Raw genomic sequence first — 19,636 nt, 5'->3', positions numbered from 1 at the left:
GCCCGCCGGTTCCGCTCATTCGGGGTACGCGTAACCGCCGTCCCGCCGAAGCCGACTCCGTCCCCGCTCTCCCGGCGCGAGCCCGGCTGCCCCTCACCGCCCCAGCGCGACCGCCGGGAAACAGCCCGGCCGTACCGCAACGGATCGGTGTTTCCCGGCGGCCGCGGTGTGGCCGGGACGGACAGCTCGGCTCGCGCGGGGAGGGCGGGTACGGGTCGGCTTCGGCAAGACGCCGGTCACTCGTACCGAAAAGGACAGTGACCGGCAAGCAGACCTCGACCACGGCGTTTGTATGAAACGCTCACTACCCGAAGTGGACGGATACTCCGAAGGGCAGCTCACCGGATCGGATGTGCTCCAGCAGCACCTCGCGCAGCGCGGCCGCCGCGTGTGGCAGCACCGCGCCCCGCCGCTGCGCCATCGCGATCGTCCGGCGCATGCCGGGTGGCGCCAGCGGCGTCGCCCGCAGCAGCGGCCGGTTGGCCAGCACCATGCTCGGCACCAGCGCCACCCCGAGCCCGGCCTCGACGAAGGCCAGGACCGCGTCCATCTCGCCGCCCTCGACCGCGAACTTCGGGGTGAAGCCGGCCCGCTCGCAGGCCTGGAGGGTGACGTCGCGGATGTCGTAGCCGGCCCGGAACATCACCATCGGCGTGTGCCGGAGCTCGACCAGATCCAGCTGGCGCGCCACCGTCGGCGGCGGCCCGTCGGCCACCGACGCCACCACCAGACTCTCCCGCAGCAGTTCGGTGGCCTCCAGGGCCGGGTCGACGCCCTGCTCGGGATGCACGATCAGGGCCAGATCGAGGGAGTGTGCGAGCAGATCGGCGATCAGGTCCTGCGAGCTGCCCTCGCTGACGTACAACTGGATGCCGGGGTGGTCGGCACGGTAGGTCCGTAGCACGGCCGGCACAAGGGAGGAGCAGAGACTGGGGGTGGCGCCCAGCCGTACCTCGCCGCGGCGCAGGCCGACGATGTCCTGCACGGCCTCCCGCGCCGCGTCGGCGTCCGCAACCATCCGCTGTGCCAGCGGGAGCAGCGTTTCACCAGCTACGGTGAGGGTTACGTCGCCTCGCACCCGTTCGAACAGCGGCGTGCCGAGTGAAGTTTCAAGGGTGTGAATCTGCTTACTCAGGGTCGGTTGCGAGACGCCCAAAATGTCCGCTGCATGAGTGAAATGTCGGGTATCGGCGACCGCTACGAAGTACCGGAGTTGTTGCAGCTGCACGGTAATAGACTATAGCTATGGAACCCCGTCCGATCATGCATTAGACGAATGGCCCCGGAGTTCATACGGTCCAAGTTGTGGCGGTAGACACTCCTATTCCGAAGACGACCAACGCAGCGGGCGCGACGGCACGCCCCGCTCCGCGGAAGTCGGTGCGACCCTCGTCGGTCGTCCTCAAATTGATCATGGCGGTCAGTGGTATCGCTCTGGTCCTGTTCCTCTTCGCGCATGCGGCCGGCAACTTGAAGATCTTCGTCGGCAACGAGGACTTCGACCACTACGCGCACTGGCTCCGCACCATCGGCACGCCCCTGCTCCCGGACGTCTGGTTCCTCTGGATCATGCGAGTCGGCCTGCTGGTCGCCGTCCTCGCGCACATCTGGTCGGCCACGGTACTGACCGTGCGGGCGAAGAAGGCCCGGCCCGTCAAGTACGCGCACCGGCCCAAGATCCAGGGCAGCTACGCCGCCCGGACGATGCGCTGGGGTGGCGTGCTGGTCCTGCTCTTCATCATCTACCACCTGCTCGACCTGACCACCGGTCACCTGAACCCGGTCGGCGACAGCTCGCGTCCGCACGCCAACGTGATCGCCGACTTCGCGCCGGACCGCTGGTACGTGACGCTCTTCTACACCGTCTCGATCATCGCGGTCGGCCTGCACCTGCAGCACGGCATCTTCAGTGCGGTCCGCACGCTGGGCCAGCAGACGAAGCACGGTGAGCGGCGGGCCAAGGCGGCCGCTTCGCTCCTGGCCCTGGCCCTGGTCGCGATGTACCTCTCGGTGCCGTTCGCGGTGCTGACCGGATTGGTGGACTGATCATGAATGACTTCTGGATCGAGGGCGAGCCGGTCGTCGACAAGGCGGCGCCGGACGGACCCGTCGAGACCCGCTGGGAGCGCCGCAAGTTCGCCGCCAAGCTGGTCAACCCGGCCAACCGCCGCAAGCTGACCGTCATCGTGGTGGGCACCGGCCTGGCCGGCGGCTCGGCCGCGGCCACCTTGGCCGAGGCCGGGTACCGGGTCAAGTCGTACTGCTACCAGGACAGCCCGCGGCGGGCGCACTCGATCGCCGCGCAGGGTGGCATCAACGCGGCGAAGAACTACCGCAACGACGGCGACTCCGTCTACCGCCTCTTCTACGACACGGTCAAGGGCGGCGACTTCCGCGCCCGCGAGTCGAACGTCTACCGGCTCGCCCAGGTCTCGGTGAACATCATCGACCAGTGCGTGGCGCAGGGCGTCCCGTTCGCCCGCGAGTACGGCGGCCTGCTCGACAACCGCTCGTTCGGTGGCACCCAGGTGTCCCGGACCTTCTACGCCCGGGGCCAGACGGGTCAGCAGCTGCTGCTCGGCGCGTACCAGGCGATGGAGCGGCAGATCGGCCTCGGCAACATCGAGATGAACGCCCGGCACGAGATGCTCGAGCTGATCATCGTCGACGGCAAGGCCCGCGGCATCGTGGTGCGGGACATGGTCACCGGCGAGATCACCACTGAATTCGCCGACGCCGTGGTGCTCGCCTCCGGTGGCTACGGCAACGTCTTCTTCCTCTCCACCAACGCCAAGGGCTGCAACGTCACGGCGTCCTGGCGGGCGCACCGCAAGGGCGCGCTGTTCGCGAACCCCTGCTACACGCAGATCCACCCGACCTGCATCCCGGAGTCCGGCTCGCACCAGTCGAAGCTGACCCTGATGTCGGAGTCGCTGCGTAACGACGGCCGGGTCTGGGTGCCGAAGCGCGCGGCCGACTGCCAGAAGCCCGCTGCGGAGATCGCGGAGGAAGACCGCGACTACTACCTGGAGCGCATCTACCCGTCGTTCGGCAACCTGGTGCCCCGGGACATCGCGTCGCGTGCCGCCAAGAACGTCTGCGATGAGGGCCGTGGCGTCGGCCCCGGTGGTCTCGGCGTCTACCTGGACTTCGCGGACGCGATCAAGCGGCTGGGCCGCAAGGCGGTCGAGGCGAAGTACGGCAACCTCTTCGAGATGTACGAGCGGATCACCGGCGAGGACCCGTACGCGACGCCGATGCGCATCTACCCCGCCGTGCACTACACGATGGGTGGCCTCTGGGTCGACTACGACCTCCAGTCGACCATCCCCGGCCTGTTCGTGATCGGCGAGGCGAACTTCTCCGACCACGGCGCCAACCGGCTCGGCGCGTCCGCGCTGATGCAGGGCCTGGCCGACGGCTACTTCGTGCTGCCGAACACGATCAACAACTACCTCGCCGCCGGCCCGTTCCCTTCCCTTTCGGAGCAGGACGCGCCCGTCGTCGAGGCACGCAAGCAGGTCGAGGACCGCATCAAGAAGCTGCTGGAGATCAACGGCGACCGGACCGTCGACTCCTTCCACCGTGAGCTCGGCCAGATCATGTGGGAGTACTGCGGCATGGAGCGCTCCGAGGAGGGGCTGACCAAGGCGGTCGGCCTGATCCGGGCGCTCAAGGAGGAGTTCTGGACCCGGGTGAAGGTGCCCGGCAAGGGCGAGGAACTCAACCAGAACCTGGAGAAGGCCGGCCGCGTCGCCGACTTCCTCGAGCTCGGTGAGCTGATGTGCATCGACGCCCTGCACCGGCGGGAGTCCTGCGGCGGCCACTTCCGGGCCGAGTCGCAGACCCCGGACGGTGAGGCCCTGCGCCACGACGACGAGTTCAGCTACGCCGCGGCGTGGGAGTACTTCGGCGCCGACGGCAAGCCGACCCTGCACAAGGAAGAGCTCAACTTCGAGTACGTCCACCCGAGCACGCGGAGCTACAAGTAATGGACATCAAGGTACGGGTGTGGCGTCAGTCCGGCCCTTCTTCCGCCGGGCAGATGGTCACCTACGACGTGAAGGACATCTCCCCCGACGCGTCGTTCCTCGAGATGATCGACGTACTCAACGAGACGCTGATCCTCAACGGCGACGACCCGATCGCCTTCGACCACGACTGCCGTGAGGGCATCTGCGGCGCGTGCAGCATGGTCATCAACGGCGTGGCGCACGGCCCGGAGAAGGCCACCACCACCTGCCAGCTGCACATGCGGCACTTCAAGGACGGCGACGTCATCGACGTCGAGCCGTGGCGCGCCGCCGCCTTCCCGGTGATCAAGGACCTGGTCGTCGACCGGACCTCGTTCGACAAGATCATTCAGGCTGGTGGCTACATCAGCGCCCCCACCGGCACCGCGCCGGACGCGCACGCCACCCCGGTGCCCAAGAAGGACGCCGACGCCGCGTTCGAGGCGGCCACCTGCATCGGCTGCGGCGCCTGCGTCGCGGCCTGCCCGAACGGCTCGTCGATGCTGTTCACCGCCGCGAAGATCACCCACCTCGGCCTGATGCCGCAGGGCCAGCCGGAACGCGACACCCGGGTGATCGACATGCTCCAGGCACAGGACGACGCCGGCTTCGGCGGCTGCACCAACATGGGCGAGTGCGCCGAGGTCTGCCCCAAGGGCATCCCGCTCAGCCTGATCGGCCGTCTCAACAGCGACTACCGCAAGGCGATCAGCAAGCACTGATCATGAACCCGGGTGCCCGGCACAACGACGTGCCGGGCACCCGTTTCGGCTCTTGCCCACCGGTATCGGCGGATGCTTTCCCTCGCTCAGCCGGCCATCGCCTCGGCGATGGCCAGGGTGTGCTGGTACTCCCGCCAGTGTGCGAGTTTGCCGTCCCGGGTCCGCAGCACCGCGATGAACGGCGCGGAGGCGGTCACGCCGGTGCCCGTGTGGGTGCCGGCCAGCTCGTACTCGACGACGATCACTTCCGGGTCTGCGGTCTCGTGGATCGTCACGTTGCGACAGTCGTCGAACCGCACCGGGAACGACGCCCGGCCCGCCTCGGTGTACTCCAGCACCCGCTGCCTGCCCTCGGTCCGGCTCGGCCGGCCGGGCGCTGCGAACGGCGTCTCGATCACCACGTCGTCGGCGAGCAGCTCGGCGTCGAAGGTGGACCGGCCGGCCAGCCAGTGGGCGCGCATCCGGTCGAAGATTTCGCTCGGTGTCACGGCAGTCTCCTCGTAATATGAGTCAGCACTCGATTTATCCGACAATAGTGAGTGGAGACTCAACTTGCTAGAGGAGCCGCCCCTGCGCGCCGACGCCGCGCGCAACCGGGCACGCATCCTGGACGCCGCCGAGGCCGTCTTCGCCGAACTCGGACCCACCGCCTCGACCGAGGAGGTGGCCCGCCGCGCCGGAGTCGCCATCGGTACGGTCTTCCGGCACTTCCCCACCAAGGACGACCTGCTCGCCGCGATCATGAAACGGCTGCTAGCCAGGCTGGTCGAGGAGGCCGCCGAGCACGACCTGTTCGCTTTCTTCACGCATGTGGTGGCCCAGGCGGCGGCCAAGAAGACCGTCGTCGACCTGCTGCCCGTCGACATCCGCCTGGCGGAGGCCGTCGGTCATCTGGAGAGCGCCGTCGGCACCCTGCTGGCCGAGGCGCAGGCCAGCGGTGCGGTGCACACCGGAATCCGGCTGCCCGAGGTGATGGCCCTGCTGGTGAGCGTCTGTCAGGGCGCCCTGCACAGCGGCTGGGACGAAGACCTGCAGAGACGCACTCTCACCGTCGTCTTCGCCGGTCTGCGCGCTCAGTCGTGACCGTCAGCCGGTCGGCCGGCACCGGCCGCCTGGTGATCGCGAGGAGACCAGTGGCCAGGACCACCACCATGCCGAGCAGCAGTGGCACGCGGCTGCCCAGCAGGACCAGCGCCGAACCGAGCGGGAGAGTCAGAGCGATCGGGCCGAACATGACCATGTTCCCGGTGGCGGCCACCCTCCCCAGCAGGTGGTCCGGCGTCCCGGTCTGGATCGCGGTGAGAGCGGCGATCAACGTCCACGGCAGGCCCAGCCCGGCCAGCAAGCTGCCCGCGATCAGCGCCGGCCACCAGGGCAGGCACCAGGCCGCGCAGGCGAACGCGAAGAGCACCGCGCCGAGCGACGCCACCCGGGTGGCCTCGATCCGGGACAGCAACCGGCCGACCAGGACGCCGCCGACGATCGAGCCGGCGCCCTGAACGCTGGCGAGAATTCCCAGGTGAGTGGCGGGCAGCTGCAACCCGTCGACGACACGGGACAGCACGGCCGCGTTGGTGACACCGGAGACGCCGATCGCCACTGCCGCGACCGCGACCGGAACCCGCATCGGCCCATCCCAGAGCGTGCGCACACCGGCCTTGACCGACTGCCATCCGAGGCCGGCGGGCTCGTGCTCGGCCGGCGGGGCGGTGGCGGCCGGTCTGAGGGCGACCAGGGCGTACAGGAGGGCGGTCACCAGGGGCAGGACCGCGCACAGCAGGACGACCGGGACCGGGCCGCGCCAAGCGTAGAGGGCGGCGCCGGCGAGCGGAGCCAGCAGCTTCATGCCCTCCTGGGCGCTGGAGCGCCAGCCGTTGACGGTGCCCAGCGCATCCCGCGGCAGGGCGGCCGGCAGCAGGGCGGTCTCACCGGCGTCCAGCAGGACGTAACCGATGCCGCGGACCAGCAGGACCGCATAGATCAGTGCCACCTGGCCGGTCGAGTGGACGGTCAGCAGGCTGCACAGCGCGGCGCCGACCAGGAGATCGGTGGCGATCAGCAGCGGGCGGCGCGGGAACCGGTCGACGAGGGCACCGAGCCAGGGCGCGGCCAGGCTGGGTGCGTAGATGCCGAGCCCGGCGAGTGCGGCGAGGGCGGCGGAGCCGGTCAGATCCACGATCCAGACCCCGGCGGCGAGGGTCATCGCGTTGCCGCCGAAGCCGGAGAAGAGCGAGATCAGTACGAACAGTGCGCTGTTGCGTCGCATCCACCACTCCAGACCTGAGTCGATAGGACTCAAATCCTGGGGTGTTGAGTGGACCGATGTCAATCCGGGGTGGCGGCTGCCATCGTCTCGCGCAGTCGCGCCACTGCCGTGCGCAGCGGTGCCGGAAGCGTGGGGACCTCCGGTCCGGCGAGGTCGGTCAGCACGGCGGCGACCAGGTCGAAGAGCGCTCCGGCGGGGGCATCGGGGGCGGCCGACAGCGTCTCGCGCACCAGAGCGGCGCGAGCGAACCGGCCGTCCCAGCGACGGTCCGCACCGATCCTCCGGTGCAGCTCGACGGCGGATTCGCGCAGGCCGGGGACGCTTTGGCCGTACCCCAGATCGAGCTGATCCCGATGCGGCCGGGACTCGCGCTCGGCGGCCCGGGCCAATCGGAGCCGGCGTTGCTCGGCCGCCTGGCGGCTGGCCAGGCCGAGCGCCGCGGCGATCTCCGGCCAGGTCGCACCGTCGCGCCGGGCCCGGTCGATCAATGCCAGTTCCTCGGCGTCCAGGCGAGCCCGCCGAGCCGGGATCGCACGAAGGTCACTCAGATCAGCCACCCCGGCAGCCTACCGTAAGTCAACGATTTGTTGACATAGCCAGGCTCAGCGACCGCGAGGGCGGCGGATCGGCTGCGGGCCGGTGGGTGAGATTGCGCCGGCCAACTCGGTCAGCAGGTCGATGAAAGCGTCGCGGCGGGCCGGATCGAAGGCGGCGAGGGCTTCGCCGTGCACGCGGTCGACGATTCGCTGGCCCTCTTCGGCCAGGCGCCGGCCGGCCTCGGTGACCGCGATGATCCGGGCCCGCCGGTCGCTGGCGGCCGGGCGGCGCTCGGCCAGCCCGCGCCGCTCCATCTCGTCGACGGTGCTCACCATGGTGGTCTTGTCGACGCCGGCCAGGGCGGCGAGCTGGATCTGGGTGCGCTCCTCCTCCAGCGCGTGCACCAGCACACACTGCGTCCGGGGCGTCAGGTCGATCTCGGCGAGCGCGGCGGCGAGCCGGTTCGACAGGACGTGCCCGGCCTCATTGAGGAGGCGGCTGATGTCACGCTGAGCTCGTTCGGGCGCGGGCACGAGAACCAGCCTAAGGCGACGGCCGGCGGGTCCCCGTGTGCACCCGCCGGCCGTCTGATCAGGAGAAGACCGCCCACACCGGCGCGGTCGGCGTCACGCGCAGCGGCATGCGAGCCTCGGCGGGCGTCCGGTCACCCTTGCGGTTGTTGCACCGGCCGCAGGCGGCGACGGTGTTGGTCCACTCGTTACGGCCGCCGCGCGAGCGGGGCAGCACGTGGTCGATGGTCGACGCGGTGTCCCCGCAGTACGCACAGACCCGCCCGTCCCGCGCCAGCACACCGGCCCGCGACCAGGCCGGTCCGCGTCCCCGCCGCCACCTGGTCACCACATAGCTGACCAGCCGCACCACGGTCGGCACCGGGAACACCCCGATGGTCGCGTCCGGCTGCGCCTCGTGCACCACCGCCACCTGCCGGAACAGCATCCGAATCGCGTGCCGGAGGCTGACCCGATGCAGCGGCCCGCAGTCGGCGTTCAGCACCATGACCGCGCTCATTCTTCGTCACCTCCGCAAGCGAATAAGTGAAGGAAATCGCAGGTCAGAAGGCCTGCCTGCTGACAAAGAAAATAGGCGCGGCATCGACGCCCGACAACCGAATAAAGATCAGCGCAGCGCGCGCCGCACGGCGACGGTCAGCTGGATCAGGCCGGCGACCTGCAGCGCCAGCCAGGCGCCGGCGGCCACGACCAGCACGGCGATCGTGACCCATGGCGTCGCCACCAGCGCGGCCAGGGGCGCGACGAGAAACCCGCTGACCGTGACGGCCACCCGGGTGGGCCGCTCCCCCACCGTCACCGCGCCGATCTCGGCCATCCCGGCCACCGCCGCACGCGCCCGCAGGTACTCGTGCAGCCAGCTCGCCGCCCCGGCGACCACCACCAGCCAGCCCGGCACGCCGGCCACCCAGAAGGCCGCCAGCCAGGCCATCTCACCCAGCCGGTCGGCGATCGAGTCGTACACGAAACCGGCCCGGCTGGTCCGCCCGCTGATCACGGCCACCGCGCCGTCCAGCCCGTCCGCGGCGGCGGCCAGCAGCACCAGGATCGCGCCGAGCGCGAGACCCGGCGACCCGGCCAGTGCCGCGAGCGGCACGGCCAGACAGAGCAGCAGCCCGGTCGCGGTCACCACGATCGGCGCGATGTGGTGACGGCTCAGCCAGGACCCGATTCGGTACGCCCCACGCACCCACCCCCGGATCAGAGGCGACGCCCGCCGCGGATCGAAGCCACCGTGCAGCCCGGACCAGGCTGTCGCGTACTCGTCCCAGGTCACCGCCGGGTCAGGCGGCCGCGGCGACCTGGGTGGGCGCCAGCTGCTGCCAGACCTCGCGGGTCGCGGTCGACCGGTTCAGGGTGATGAAGTGGATGCCGGGCACACCCTCGTCGAGCAGCCGCGCGCACATCTCGCTGCACGTCTCGATGCCGAGCTTGCGGACCGCCGCCTCGTCGCCGGCGACCCGTTCGAAGCGCCGCAGCAGCTCCGGCGGGAACGGCGCGCCGGAGAGCTGCACCGACCGCTCGATAGTCGCCATCCGGGTGACCGGCATGACGCCGGGCACGATCGGCGTGTCACAGCCGGTCGCCGCCACCCGGTCGCGCAGCCGCAGGTAGTCGTCCGCGTCGAAGAACATCTGGGTGATCGCGAAGTCGGCGCCGGCCCGGCACTTGCCGACGAAGTTGGCGGTGTCCCCCGCCACGTCCGCCGAGCGCGGATGCTTGTACGGAAACGCGGCCACCCCGACGCAGAAGTCGCCGGCCTCCCGCACCAGCCGGACCAGGTCCTCGGCATAGTCCACGCCGTCCGGGTGCCGCACCCACTCGCCCATCGGGTCGCCGGGCGGGTCGCCGCGCAGCGCCAGCACGTTGCGGATTCCGGCACCGGCCAGCCGGCCGATCACGTTGCGCAGCTCGGCGACCGAGTGGTTCACCGCGGTCAGGTGCGCCATCGGCAGCAGGGTGGTCTCGGTCGCCACCCGCTCGGTGACGGCCACCGTGGTGTCCCGCGTGGTGCCGCCCGCGCCGTACGTGATCGACACGAAGCTGGGCCGCAGCGACTCCAGCTCGCGGATCGCCTGCCAGAGCAGCCGCTCGCCCTCCGGCGTCTTGGGCGGGAAGAACTCGAACGAGAACGTCGGGGCCGCCCCGCGGATCAGCTCGCCGATGGACGGCGTGCCGGGCAGGCGGGAGGGAAGACCGAGAGACACACCGGCACTGTACCGGGCGCCCACGGCGGGTGATCTGCTCGTGCCGTGCCACAGCCGACCAGATAGCGTCAGTTCCGTGACAACTTCTCCCCTTGAGCGGGCCGGCCTGCGGCCGCGTGTCGACAAGGTTCTGGCCGGGTTTCTCGCCACTCAGCGGGCCCGGCTGCTGGAGATCGACCCGGCGCTCGACGAGGTGGCCGACACCGTGGCGGCGTTCGTCCTCGGCGGTGGCAAGCGGCTGCGGCCCGCGTTCGCCTACTGGGGGTTCCGGGGCGCCGGCGGTGTGGATTCCGACGAGGTGGTGGCGGCTGTCTCGGCACTGGAGTTCGTGCAGGCCAGCGCCCTCATCCACGACGATCTGATGGACCGGTCGGACACCCGGCGCGGCGAGCCGTCGGTGCACCGGCGGTTCGAGGCACGGCACATCGGCGCGGGCTGGCGGGGTGACCCGGCGGGGTTCGGCGACTCGTCGGCGGTGCTGCTCGGCGACCTGGCGCTGGTCTGGTCGGACGAGATGCTGCACGGCTCCGGGCTGCCGCTGGCCGATCTGGCGCGGGCCCGGCCGGTCTTCGACCAGATGCGTACCGAGGTGACGGTCGGGCAGTTCCTCGACGTGCTCACGCAGGCGACCGCGGACACCTCCGTGGAGCGGGCCGGGAAGGTGGCCCGGTACAAGTCCGCCAAGTACACCGTCGAGCGGCCGCTGCTGCTCGGGGCGGCCCTGGCCGGCGGCGGCGCCGACGTGTTCGCCGCGTACGCCGCCTTCGGGTTGCCGCTCGGCGAGGCGTTCCAGCTCCGCGACGACGTGCTGGGCGTCTTCGGCGATCCGGCACAGACCGGCAAGCCGGCCGGCGACGACCTGCGGGAGGGCAAGCGCACCTACCTGGTGGCGTCGGCGTTCTCCGCGCTGGACGAGCCGGCCCGGGCCGAGCTGGACGCGGCGCTCGGCGATCCGGAGCTGGACGACTCCGGTGTGGAGCACCTGCGGGCCGTCATCCGCGACTGCGGGGCCCTGGCGGCGACCGAGGAGCGGATCGACGTCCTCAGCGCCGAGGCCCTCGCAGCGCTGCGGCAGGCCCCGATCGAGGACGAGGCCCGCGGCGTGCTGGCCGCGCTGGCCGAGGCCAGCACCCGCCGCTCGGTCTGAGGTCGCCGGCTAGAAACCGACGGCCTGGGCGCGGCGCTTCACCTCACGCGCCTGCTGGCCGCCGAGGCCGATCGCCGCGTTGCCGCCGAGCGCCTCGTCCGGTTCGTACAGCCACTTGAGCGCCTCTTCGTCGTTGTACCCGGCGTCATGCAGCAAGTTGAGAACGCCGGGCAGGTGCTTCAGCACGGTGTCGTTGGCCACCAGTTCCGCGGGCACCAGCCGGATGCCGTCACGGCGGACGGCGAGCAGCGCGCCTTCTCGGATCATCTGGTGCACCTTGCTGATCGACACGCCGAGCTTCTCGGAAACGTCCGGCAGGTTGATCCATCCGGCCGGGCCGGCGGTTACGGGTTCACTCACTCGTACAGCGTGCCAGACCAGATCGGAGAGCAGTTGATGAGCCTGTGGCACAGGATCCGCGACGAGTCGGCCGGTGCGTGGCGTTCGTTGCGCTACGACCTGGGCCGGCGGCCGGTGGAGCCGACCGGCGGGCCGGACGTCACCTCGACCGGGATGAGCACCTTCCCGGGGTCCCTGGTGGATCTGCCCGTCTCGCAGCCGGACGTGGATGCCCGACCCCCGAGGCGATTTGTCGCGGTTACTACGTTCTGCCTGCTCGCCGTGCTCGGCGCCGGCGGCTCCTACTTCGCCGCGACCACGGTGTTCGCGGAGCAGTCGCCGGGCTCGCCGGGGGCTCCTCCGGCCGCGGCGCCGGCGACCGGCTCCGGCTCTGACGAGGCAGGCCTGGGTTCCGGACCGGTGACCGCCGGGCGGCCTCGGACCACGCCCGCCGTGGCGGCCGGTGGCGCCGCACCGGTGGCCGCCGGGCCGGCCGGGCAACCGGCCACGACGATCCCGGTCGCCGGGGACACCCCGTCCCAGCGCCCGGCCCCGCGGCCCGCCACCCGTCCGGCCGACCCGGAGTGCCACTGCCCCACCCCGCCGGCACCGACGCCCACGGCGCCGTCGGCCACTCCGCCGCGCAACGCCGGCCCGGCACCCTCCGGGACCTCGGCAGAGCCCTCCGCCGAGCCCGGCAATTCGGGCGAACCGGGCCCATCCGCGAACCCGAGCGGATCGGCCGAAGCTGTGCCGAATGTCAGCCCGAGCGCCGGAGACAGTGGCCACCATCACCACCGGCGGAACCGGCATTAGTCGGGAAGATCCTTTTTGCGCAGCCTGGCGAGAAGGGATCAGTGCAGGTCACAGGTGGTCTGGGTACCCGTTTGGACTCAGCTGTGACATCCTGACGTACCCCCACCGGAAAGACACATACACTTCACGCCGATGGACACCACAGTCGCCGATACGTTGATCGGCACAACGATTGACGGGCGCTACCGGATCACCGGTCGCGTCGCCCGTGGTGGCATGGCGACCGTCTACCGGGCCACCGACGAGCGGCTCGAGCGCACCGTCGCCCTGAAGATCATTCACCCCTCGCAAGCCACCAACGTGCACTTCGTCGACCGGTTCACCGACGAGGCGAAGACGATCGCCCGGCTCACCCACCCGAACGTCGTGGCCGTCTACGACCAGGGCCGCCACCAGGGACTCCCCTATCTGGTGATGGAGTTCGTGCAGGGCCGCACGCTGCGTGACCTGCTGAGCCAGCGGCACAAGCTGAGCCCGGTCGAGGCGCTCGCGATCCTCGAGCAGATGCTCGCGGCGATCGCCGCCGCGCACCGCGCCGGCCTGGTCCACCGCGACGTCAAGCCGGAGAACGTGCTGGTTGCCGAGGCGCCCAGCGGCGGCACCGCCGACCTGGTCGACGCGGTGGTCAAGGTTGCCGACTTCGGTCTGGCCCGGGCCATCGAGGCCAGCACCGTCGACGAGTCCGGCCAGCTGATGGCGACCGTGGCGTACGTGGCTCCGGAACTCGTGCAGACCGGTCAGGCGGACGCCCGCACCGACGTCTACTCGGCCGGCATCGTGCTCTTCGAGATGCTCACCGGCCGCGTGCCGTACGACGGGGCGGAGCCGGTCGAGGTCGCCTGGCAGCACGTCGACAACGACGTGCCGGCGCCGTCGACCGTCACACCCGGCCTGCCGGGCGTGCTGGACCGGCTGGTCGCCCGGGCCACCCGCCGTGACCCCGGCTCCCGGCCCACCGACGCCGGCGCCCTCCTCAGCGAGGTGCAGGCGGTCCGGGACGGCCTCGGCACCGTGCACGTGGAGACGGCGCTGCTGCGGCAGGTCCCGTCCCGGGCGTCGGACGCCACCAGCCTCGTGCCGACCGTGCAGTCCGCCGACGCCACCGCGATCGTGCCGCCGGTGCCCGCCGGCACCTACCACGCCTCCCACCGGCCCACCTGGGCCCGGCTCCCCGAGCAGGGCGGAGGCCGTGGCATGCCGCACCGGCGGGCCGCCTCCCCCGCCGCCGGCGGGTTCTTCGCCGACCGGCGCCGCGTGGTGATGACCTCACTGATCGCCCTGATGGCCGTGGTCATCCTGGGCAGTACCTGGTGGGTGACGCTGGGGCGGTACACGGAGGCGCCGACGCTCGTCAACATGACGAGCGCGCAGGCCGTCGCCTTCGCCGGCGAGAAGGGCTTCGAGGTCCTCACCGGTGACGGGATCTACAGCGACACCGTTCCCAAGGACGCGGTGGTGAGCCAGAACCCGGGCCCGCAGAAGAAGATCGTCAAGGGCGACACGATCACCGTGAACCTGTCGCTCGGCCCGGAGGTCCACCCCGTGCCGGACGTGGTCGGCATCGAGCTGGCGGTCGCCAAGGCCGAGCTGGAGAGCCTCCGGCTCAAGGTCAAGGAAGGCAAGAGCCAGTTCAGCGACACCGCACCCGAGGGCGTGGTCATCTCCACCAGCCCGAAGGCGGGTGAGCAGCTCAAGCCGGGTGCGACCGTCACGGTCGTGGTCAGCAAGGGCCGTGCGCCGATCACCGTGCCGAACCTGGTCGGCAAGAACATCAACCAGGCGCGCGGTGATCTTCAGACGCTGGGCCTGACGGCGCTCGAGCGCCCCAAGGACAGCGACCAGCCGGCCGACACGATCCTCGCCCAGTCGATCAAGCCGGGCACCGGCGTGGCCAAGAACACCGAGATCACCCTCGACGTCAGCAAGGGCCCGCCGCTGATCACCGTCCCGGACCTGACCAACCAGCCGTGCCCGCAGGCGCAGGCCACCCTCCAGGGGATGAACCTGCGAGCCCGGCTGGACATCAACCCGAACGGGTTCGTCCGTGCGCAGAACCCGGGGCCCAATACCCAGGTGCCGCCGCAGACCGAGGTCGCTCTCACGTGTCTCTAGACCGCCGGATCGGGTCGCACACGAAGACGTCGGGAGGGCTGGCCAAGGCCGCCCTCCCGTACGCCGACGCGGCGGGCTCGGAGACACTTCAGGTGTACGTCTCCAACTCGCGCGGCTGGGCACTGCCTCCGGGCGACCCGAAACAGGACACCCTGTTCCGCGACGGGTGCGGTGAGCGGGGGTTGCCCGCGTACATCCACGCCTCGCTGCTGGTGAACCTGGGCTCGCCCACCGAGCTGACGGTGGAGCGCTCGGTGGCGACCCTGGAGCACGGGCTGCTGCGCGGCCGGGCGATCGGCGCGACCGCGGTCGTCTTCCACGCCGGCAGCTCGGTCGACGAGGCGCACGCCGACAAGGCCATGCACCAGCTGCGCGAGTCGCTGCTGCCGCTGCTGGACCGGGCCGCCGCGGAGGGACTGCCCCGGCTGCTGGTCGAGCCGAGCGCGGGCGGCGGGCGCAGCCTGGCGTCGAAGGTGCAGGACCTGGAGGCGTACCTGGCGGCGGTGGAGGGCCACCCGTGGCTGGGTGTCTGCTTCGACACCTGCCACGCCTGGGCGGCCGGCCACGACCTGGCCACCCCGGGCGGCATGATTGAGACGCTGGACGCCCTGGTCGCCGCGGCCGGACCGGGACGGCTCCAGCTGGTGCACGCGAACGACTCGAAGGACGAGTGCGGCTCCACCCGGGACCGGCACGAGACGATCGGCAAGGGCCGGATCGGCACGGCCCCGTTCGCCGAGCTGTTCACCCATCCGGCCACGGCCGGCGTGCCGATCATCGTCGAGACGCCGACCGAGGAGCACGAGGGCCACGCCGCCGACATCGCCCTACTGAAGGGGCTGCGCTCCCAGTAACGCGGCCAGGCGGCCGGCCGGCTCCTCGTCGTTCGGGGTGCGGAGCAGCTCCACCCGGTGCACCAGCCGGGGTGCTGCGATCGGCACGCCGGTCAGGCCGGGCCGCCGCTCGACCAGCGGGGCCGGCAGCACGATCAGGCCGTGCCCGGCCGCGACCAGGCCGGTGAGGACTGTGACGTCGGCGCCCTCGTAGCGCAGCCCGGCCCGCAGGCCGTCGACCGGGAGCCGGGAGAACGGCGCCACCATGGGTGCGTCGATCCAGTACGCGTCCGCGAGGTCATTGAGGTCCAGCGCGGCCCGCCGGGCGAGCGGGTGCCGGTCGGGAACCGCCACCACCGCCGGGCTTCCGGCCACACCCACCGCGACCTGTGCACCGGGTTCGGGCAGGCGCAACGGATCGTTCGGGGCGGTGAACCCGTCGACCAGGGCGAGGTCGATCTCGCCGGTGGCGGCGGCCGTGACGATCCGGTCCCGGCCGTCGACGAGCACGTGGCTGCGCAGGCGCGCGGAGTCGCCCCGGATCCGGGCGAGCGCGGCGGAGACCGGCTCGCTCCAGGCCAGCGGGGTGAGACCGAGGATCAACCGGCCGGGCGGGGCGATCGCGCGGGTCACGTCGGCGCGGGCGGCTTCCAGGCGTACCAGAATGAGGTTGGCGTGCCGGTGCAGTCGCTCGCCGGCCGTGGTGAGCGCGACGGGCCGCCTGGTCAGCAGTGCCGTGCCGAGGTCCGCCTCGAGTGCGGCGATCTGCTGGGACACCGCCGACTGGGTGTAGCGCAGCCGCTGGGCGGCCGCTGAGAAGGAGCCGGTCTCGGCGACGGCGACGAAGGTACGCAGCAGATGCGGATCCACATCAGCGATGCTAATGCCGATGTCATCAGTCATCGTTGGACGTGATCGCACCCGGCGGCCGAGGATGAGCTCATGATTACGATCGCCCTGGTCGGTGACCGTTCCCCGGCCGTCCGCGCCCATGTCCGCATCCCCGCCATCCTCGATGCGCTCCGGGACAGTGAGGACATCGACGTCTACTGGCTCCCCACCCCGGACGCCGAGGACGCGGAGGCTCTCCGCGGGTTCTCCGGCGTCTGGATGGTGCCGGGCAGTCCGTACCGGAGCCCGGAGGGCGCGATCGCCGCGGCCCGGCTCGCCCGCACCGCCGGCATCCCGTTCCTGGGCACCTGCGGCGGCTTCCAGCACGCGATGCTGGAATTCGCCCGCGACGTCTGCGGCTTCGGCGGCGCCCAGCACGCCGAGTACGGTCCGGCCGGCGACGACGAGCTGGTCGTCGAACTGGCCTGCTCGCTCGCCGGGCACGAGGCCGCCATCGACCTGGAACCCGGCTCGCTCATCGAACGCCTGCTCGGCGCGCCCCGCACCGTCGAGCGGTACCACTGCAGCTACGGCCTGGCATCCGCGCACCTGGATCTGCTGCGAGCGCACGGCATGCGCTTCACCGGGCACGACGACGCCGGCGAGGTACGCGTGGCCGAGCTACCCGGCCACCCGTTCTACCTGGCCACGCTCTTCCAGCCGGAACTGGCCGGTGACGGCTCGGACCCGCATCCGGTGATCCGGGGCTTCGTCCGGGCCGCCGCGGCGCGTCAGGAGAGCAGCTCGCTCAGGACCGCGATCGCGTGATCCACCGCGGCGTCGTCCAGGTCGAGGTGGGTGACCAGGCGCGCCGTCCGGGGCAGCATCGCGGCGATCAGCACCTCCCGCTTCGCCGCCTCGGCGGCCAGCGTCGGCGCGTCCACCGTGGACTTCGACAGGTCCAGCGGCACCAGGTTGGTCCGCACCTGCGCCGGATCCACCACCCCGTACGGCGCCAGGGCCTCGGCGAGCCGCTGGGCCCGCTCGTGGTCCTCGGCGAGCCGCCGCACGTGGTGGTCGAGGGCGTACCGGCCGGCGGCGGCGAGGATGCCGACCTGCCGCATGCCGCCGCCCATCCGCTTGCGGAGGAGCCGGGCCCGGGCGATCTTCTCGTGGCTGCCGATCACCAGTGAGCCGACCGGCGCACCGAGGCCCTTGGAGAGGCAGACCGACAGGGTGTCGAAGAGTCCGCCGTACTCGGCCAGCGGCACCCCGTCGGCGACGTGGGCGTGCCAGATCCGGGCGCCGTCGCAGTGCAGGGCGAGCCCGTGTGCGTCGGCCACCGCGCGCAGGTCACGCAAGACCGACAGGGAGACCACGCCGCCACCGCCGAGGTTGTGGGTCTGCTCCACGGCGATCGCGGCGGTCGGCACCGACGGGTAGCCGGCCGGGCGGACCATCGCGGCGATCCGGTCCACGTCCAGGGCCGCGCCGTCGGACGGCCAGGTACGCGTGGAGATGCCGCCGAGCACGGCGGCGGCGCCCAGCTCGTACGTGACCACGTGCGCGTCGGCACCGCACAGCAGCTCGCCACCCGGCGGGACGACGAGTTGCAGGGCGATCTGGTTGGCCATCGTGCCGGACGGGGCGAACAGGGCGGCCTCGTGCCCGAACAGGGCGGCGACGTGGTTCTCCAGCGCGTTGACCGTCGGGTCGTCGCCGAAGACGTCGTCGCCCACCGCGGCGGTCGCCATCGCCTCGCGCATCCCCGCGGTGGGCCGGGTGACGGTGTCGGAACGAAGGTCAGCCACGGAGCATCTCCGCCACCAGGAAGGCCAGTTCCAGGCTCTGCTGGGTGTTCAGGCGTGGGTCGCAGGCGGTCTCGTACCGGTCCGGGAGGTCGAGGTCCTCGATGCCCTGAGCACCGCCGAGGCACTCGGTGACGTCCTCGCCGGTCAGCTCGATGTGGATGCCGCCGGGGTGGGTGCCCAGGCCACGGTGCACCTCGAAGTAGCCGAGCACCTCGTCGACGACCCGGTCGAAGTGGCGGGTCTTGTAGCCGTTCGACGACTCGTGGGTGTTGCCGTGCATCGGGTCGCACTGCCAGACCACCTTGGCACCGGTCGCGGTCACCTTCTCCACGATCGGGGGAAGGGTGTCGCGTACCTTGCCGTTGCCCATCCGGCTGATCAGGGTGAGCCGGCCCGGGATGTTCTGCGGGTTCAGCTTCTCGCAGAGCTCGATCGCGGTCTCCGGCGACGTGCCGGGGCCCAGCTTCACGCCGATCGGGTTGGCGATGCGGCTGATGAAGTCGATGTGCGCGTGGTCCAGCTGGCGGGTGCGCTCGCCGATCCAGAGGAAGTGGCCGGAGAGGCCGTAGGCGCGGCCGTCGCTCACCCGGGTGAGCGCCCGGTCGTACTCCAGCGCGAGGGCCTCGTGCGAGCAGTACAGACTCACCGTCCGCAGCGCCTCGCTGTCGGTCATCCCGCACGCCCGGATGAAGTCGAGCGCGCGGTCGATCTCCCGGGCGATGGCCTCGTAGCGCTCGCCTGCCGGCGAGGCGCGGACGAAATCCTTGTTCCAGTCGTGCAGGCCGTGCAGGTCGGCCAGGCCGCCCGAGAGGTACGCGCGAAGCATGTTCATCGCCGCGGCGGAGTTCGCGTACGCCCGGATCATGCGCTGTGGATCGGCGACGCGGGCCGCCTCGTCCGCGTCCAGCGAGTTGATCAGGTCACCCCGGTACGCCGGGAGCCCCAGCGAGTCGGTCATCGACGACCGCGGCTTGGTGTACTGCCCGGCCACCCGGGCCACCTTGACCACCGGCATCGACGCGCCGTAGGTCAGCACCACCGCCATCTGCAGCAGCGTGCGCGCGTTGGCCAGCAGATGGCTCTCGGTGTTGTCCGCGAACGTCTCCGCGCAGTCGCCGCCCTGCAGCAGGAACGCCCGCCCCTCGCACACCTCGGCCAGCCGGACCCGCAGCTGGTCCACCTCGTAGGGGGCGACGATCGAGGGCACGTTGTCGAGGACCTTGCAGACCTCGGCCACCTCGCCCATGTCCGGCCACGGCGGCATCTGCACGCGCGGCAGGCTCCGCCAGTGGTCGAGGCCGAGAGCGGAGTCCTCGGCGGAGTCGGTGGACGGGCGGGACGTCTGGAAAGCCGGGTTGCCCACCCCGGGGTGACTGAGTTGATGCCACTCGCGGCGCATACCGGAAAGCCTACGGAAGCGGGGGGGCCGGAGATGGGCCCCGGGCCCCCCCGGGAGGGGGTGTGATAGACAG

Annotated in this window: 21 protein-coding genes; 9 read left to right on the top strand and 12 right to left on the bottom strand. The window is 71.3% G+C overall.

The features are described 5' to 3' along the window. Window positions 1–304: 304 nt before the first annotated feature. Window positions 305–1,234 (bottom strand): LysR family transcriptional regulator, encoded by a 930-nt coding sequence (locus tag I4J89_RS18525; RefSeq protein ID WP_196415473.1) that lies wholly within the window; start codon window positions 1,232–1,234, stop codon window positions 305–307. Window positions 1,235–1,380: 146 nt separating this feature from the next. Here I4J89_RS18525 and I4J89_RS18520 point away from each other — a divergent pair, with 146 nt between their 5' ends. The 3 genes from I4J89_RS18520 to I4J89_RS18510 are packed head-to-tail and all read left to right on the top strand — an operon-like array spanning window position 1,381 to window position 4,735. Then, window positions 1,381–2,046 (top strand): succinate dehydrogenase cytochrome b subunit, encoded by a 666-nt coding sequence (locus I4J89_RS18520; RefSeq protein ID WP_309238367.1) that lies wholly within the window; start codon window positions 1,381–1,383, stop codon window positions 2,044–2,046. A 2-nt stretch (window positions 2,047–2,048) separates the two neighbouring features. Further along, entirely contained in the window at window positions 2,049–3,992 is a 1,944-nt protein-coding gene (locus tag I4J89_RS18515) for a fumarate reductase/succinate dehydrogenase flavoprotein subunit (protein WP_196415239.1), read from the top strand. Beyond that, the gene (locus I4J89_RS18510) at window positions 3,992–4,735 is read left to right on the top strand and encodes a succinate dehydrogenase/fumarate reductase iron-sulfur subunit (protein WP_196415238.1); all 744 of its coding nucleotides are present in this window, start codon (window positions 3,992–3,994) and stop codon (window positions 4,733–4,735) included. The genes I4J89_RS18515 and I4J89_RS18510 overlap by 1 nt, the downstream gene beginning before the upstream one ends. An 86-nt stretch (window positions 4,736–4,821) precedes the next feature. On the opposite strand, the gene I4J89_RS18505 is transcribed toward I4J89_RS18510, so the two are convergent. Beyond that, window positions 4,822–5,223, bottom strand: a complete 402-nt coding sequence (locus tag I4J89_RS18505; protein WP_196415237.1) for a nuclear transport factor 2 family protein — start codon at window positions 5,221–5,223, stop codon at window positions 4,822–4,824. A 64-nt stretch (window positions 5,224–5,287) separates the two neighbouring features. On the opposite strand from I4J89_RS18505, the gene I4J89_RS18500 reads away from it, so the two are divergent. Further along, window positions 5,288–5,818: a TetR/AcrR family transcriptional regulator gene (locus tag I4J89_RS18500; protein WP_196415236.1), complete on the top strand. Its 531-nt coding sequence runs from the start codon at window positions 5,288–5,290 to the stop codon at window positions 5,816–5,818. Here the strand turns inward: I4J89_RS18500 and I4J89_RS18495 are convergent. The 6 genes from I4J89_RS18495 to metF all read right to left on the bottom strand — a co-directional run bounded on the left by I4J89_RS18495 (window position 5,781) and on the right by metF (window position 10,275). Then, a complete protein-coding gene (locus I4J89_RS18495) occupies window positions 5,781–7,001 on the bottom strand; it encodes an MFS transporter (protein ID WP_196415235.1) in 1,221 nt (406 codons plus the stop codon). The two genes, I4J89_RS18500 and I4J89_RS18495, sit on opposite strands and share 38 nt — an antisense overlap. Before the next feature lie 59 nt (window positions 7,002–7,060). Continuing rightward, window positions 7,061–7,558 (bottom strand): hypothetical protein, encoded by a 498-nt coding sequence (locus I4J89_RS18490; RefSeq protein ID WP_196415234.1) that lies wholly within the window; start codon window positions 7,556–7,558, stop codon window positions 7,061–7,063. A gap of 45 nt (window positions 7,559–7,603) precedes the next feature. Further along, window positions 7,604–8,071 carry a MarR family winged helix-turn-helix transcriptional regulator gene (locus tag I4J89_RS18485; protein ID WP_196415233.1) on the bottom strand — a complete coding sequence of 156 codons (468 nt, stop codon included), beginning with the start codon at window positions 8,069–8,071 and terminating at the stop codon, window positions 7,604–7,606. 58 nt (window positions 8,072–8,129) lie between these two features. Then, window positions 8,130–8,567, bottom strand: a complete 438-nt coding sequence (locus I4J89_RS18480) for an HNH endonuclease (protein ID WP_196415232.1) — start codon at window positions 8,565–8,567, stop codon at window positions 8,130–8,132. A gap of 108 nt (window positions 8,568–8,675) precedes the next feature. Further along, window positions 8,676–9,344: a CDP-alcohol phosphatidyltransferase family protein gene (locus I4J89_RS18475; RefSeq protein WP_196415231.1), complete on the bottom strand. Its 669-nt coding sequence runs from the start codon at window positions 9,342–9,344 to the stop codon at window positions 8,676–8,678. Window positions 9,345–9,351: 7 nt separating this feature from the next. Continuing rightward, window positions 9,352–10,275, bottom strand: coding sequence for a methylenetetrahydrofolate reductase [NAD(P)H] (metF, locus tag I4J89_RS18470; RefSeq protein ID WP_196415230.1), 924 nt, complete (start codon window positions 10,273–10,275; stop codon window positions 9,352–9,354). Window positions 10,276–10,351: 76 nt separating this feature from the next. Between metF and I4J89_RS18465 the strand changes: the two genes are divergently transcribed. Then, window positions 10,352–11,422, top strand: a complete 1,071-nt coding sequence (locus tag I4J89_RS18465) for a polyprenyl synthetase family protein (RefSeq protein ID WP_309238366.1) — start codon at window positions 10,352–10,354, stop codon at window positions 11,420–11,422. A 9-nt stretch (window positions 11,423–11,431) separates the two neighbouring features. Here I4J89_RS18465 and I4J89_RS18460 read toward each other — a convergent pair whose 3' ends face one another. After that, the gene (locus tag I4J89_RS18460) at window positions 11,432–11,782 is read right to left on the bottom strand and encodes an Rv2175c family DNA-binding protein (protein WP_196415228.1); all 351 of its coding nucleotides are present in this window, start codon (window positions 11,780–11,782) and stop codon (window positions 11,432–11,434) included. A 36-nt stretch (window positions 11,783–11,818) separates the two neighbouring features. On the opposite strand from I4J89_RS18460, the gene I4J89_RS18455 reads away from it, so the two are divergent. From I4J89_RS18455 to I4J89_RS18445, 3 genes are all read left to right on the top strand, one after another. After that, window positions 11,819–12,577, top strand: a complete 759-nt coding sequence (locus tag I4J89_RS18455; RefSeq protein WP_196415227.1) for a hypothetical protein — start codon at window positions 11,819–11,821, stop codon at window positions 12,575–12,577. Window positions 12,578–12,709: 132 nt separating this feature from the next. Further along, window positions 12,710–14,689: a Stk1 family PASTA domain-containing Ser/Thr kinase gene (gene pknB / locus I4J89_RS18450; protein WP_196415226.1), complete on the top strand. Its 1,980-nt coding sequence runs from the start codon at window positions 12,710–12,712 to the stop codon at window positions 14,687–14,689. After that, a complete protein-coding gene (locus I4J89_RS18445) occupies window positions 14,680–15,543 on the top strand; it encodes a deoxyribonuclease IV (RefSeq protein WP_196415225.1) in 864 nt (287 codons plus the stop codon). Before pknB ends, I4J89_RS18445 begins: the two co-directional genes overlap by 10 nt. On the opposite strand, the gene I4J89_RS18440 is transcribed toward I4J89_RS18445, so the two are convergent. After that, window positions 15,517–16,425 (bottom strand): LysR family transcriptional regulator, encoded by a 909-nt coding sequence (locus I4J89_RS18440; protein WP_196415224.1) that lies wholly within the window; start codon window positions 16,423–16,425, stop codon window positions 15,517–15,519. The genes I4J89_RS18445 and I4J89_RS18440 overlap by 27 nt on opposite strands. A gap of 39 nt (window positions 16,426–16,464) precedes the next feature. On the opposite strand from I4J89_RS18440, the gene I4J89_RS18435 reads away from it, so the two are divergent. Then, the gene (locus I4J89_RS18435) at window positions 16,465–17,181 is read left to right on the top strand and encodes a CTP synthase C-terminal region-related (seleno)protein (RefSeq protein WP_196415223.1); all 717 of its coding nucleotides are present in this window, start codon (window positions 16,465–16,467) and stop codon (window positions 17,179–17,181) included. On the opposite strand, the gene I4J89_RS18430 is transcribed toward I4J89_RS18435, so the two are convergent. Both I4J89_RS18430 and I4J89_RS18425 read right to left on the bottom strand, forming a co-directional pair. Next, window positions 17,145–18,164, bottom strand: coding sequence for a threonine aldolase family protein (locus I4J89_RS18430; protein ID WP_196415222.1), 1,020 nt, complete (start codon window positions 18,162–18,164; stop codon window positions 17,145–17,147). The genes I4J89_RS18435 and I4J89_RS18430 overlap by 37 nt on opposite strands. Continuing rightward, window positions 18,157–19,563 (bottom strand): class II 3-deoxy-7-phosphoheptulonate synthase, encoded by a 1,407-nt coding sequence (locus I4J89_RS18425; RefSeq protein ID WP_196415221.1) that lies wholly within the window; start codon window positions 19,561–19,563, stop codon window positions 18,157–18,159. The genes I4J89_RS18430 and I4J89_RS18425 overlap by 8 nt, the downstream gene beginning before the upstream one ends. Between the last annotated feature and the right edge of the window lie 73 nt (window positions 19,564–19,636).

It is taken from the genome of Actinoplanes aureus (genome assembly GCF_015704865.1).
Lineage (GTDB): Bacteria > Actinomycetota > Actinomycetes > Mycobacteriales > Micromonosporaceae > Actinoplanes > Actinoplanes aureus.
Note: the sequence above shows the minus strand (reverse complement) of the source record. Positions and strands in the feature narration are given on the sequence as shown.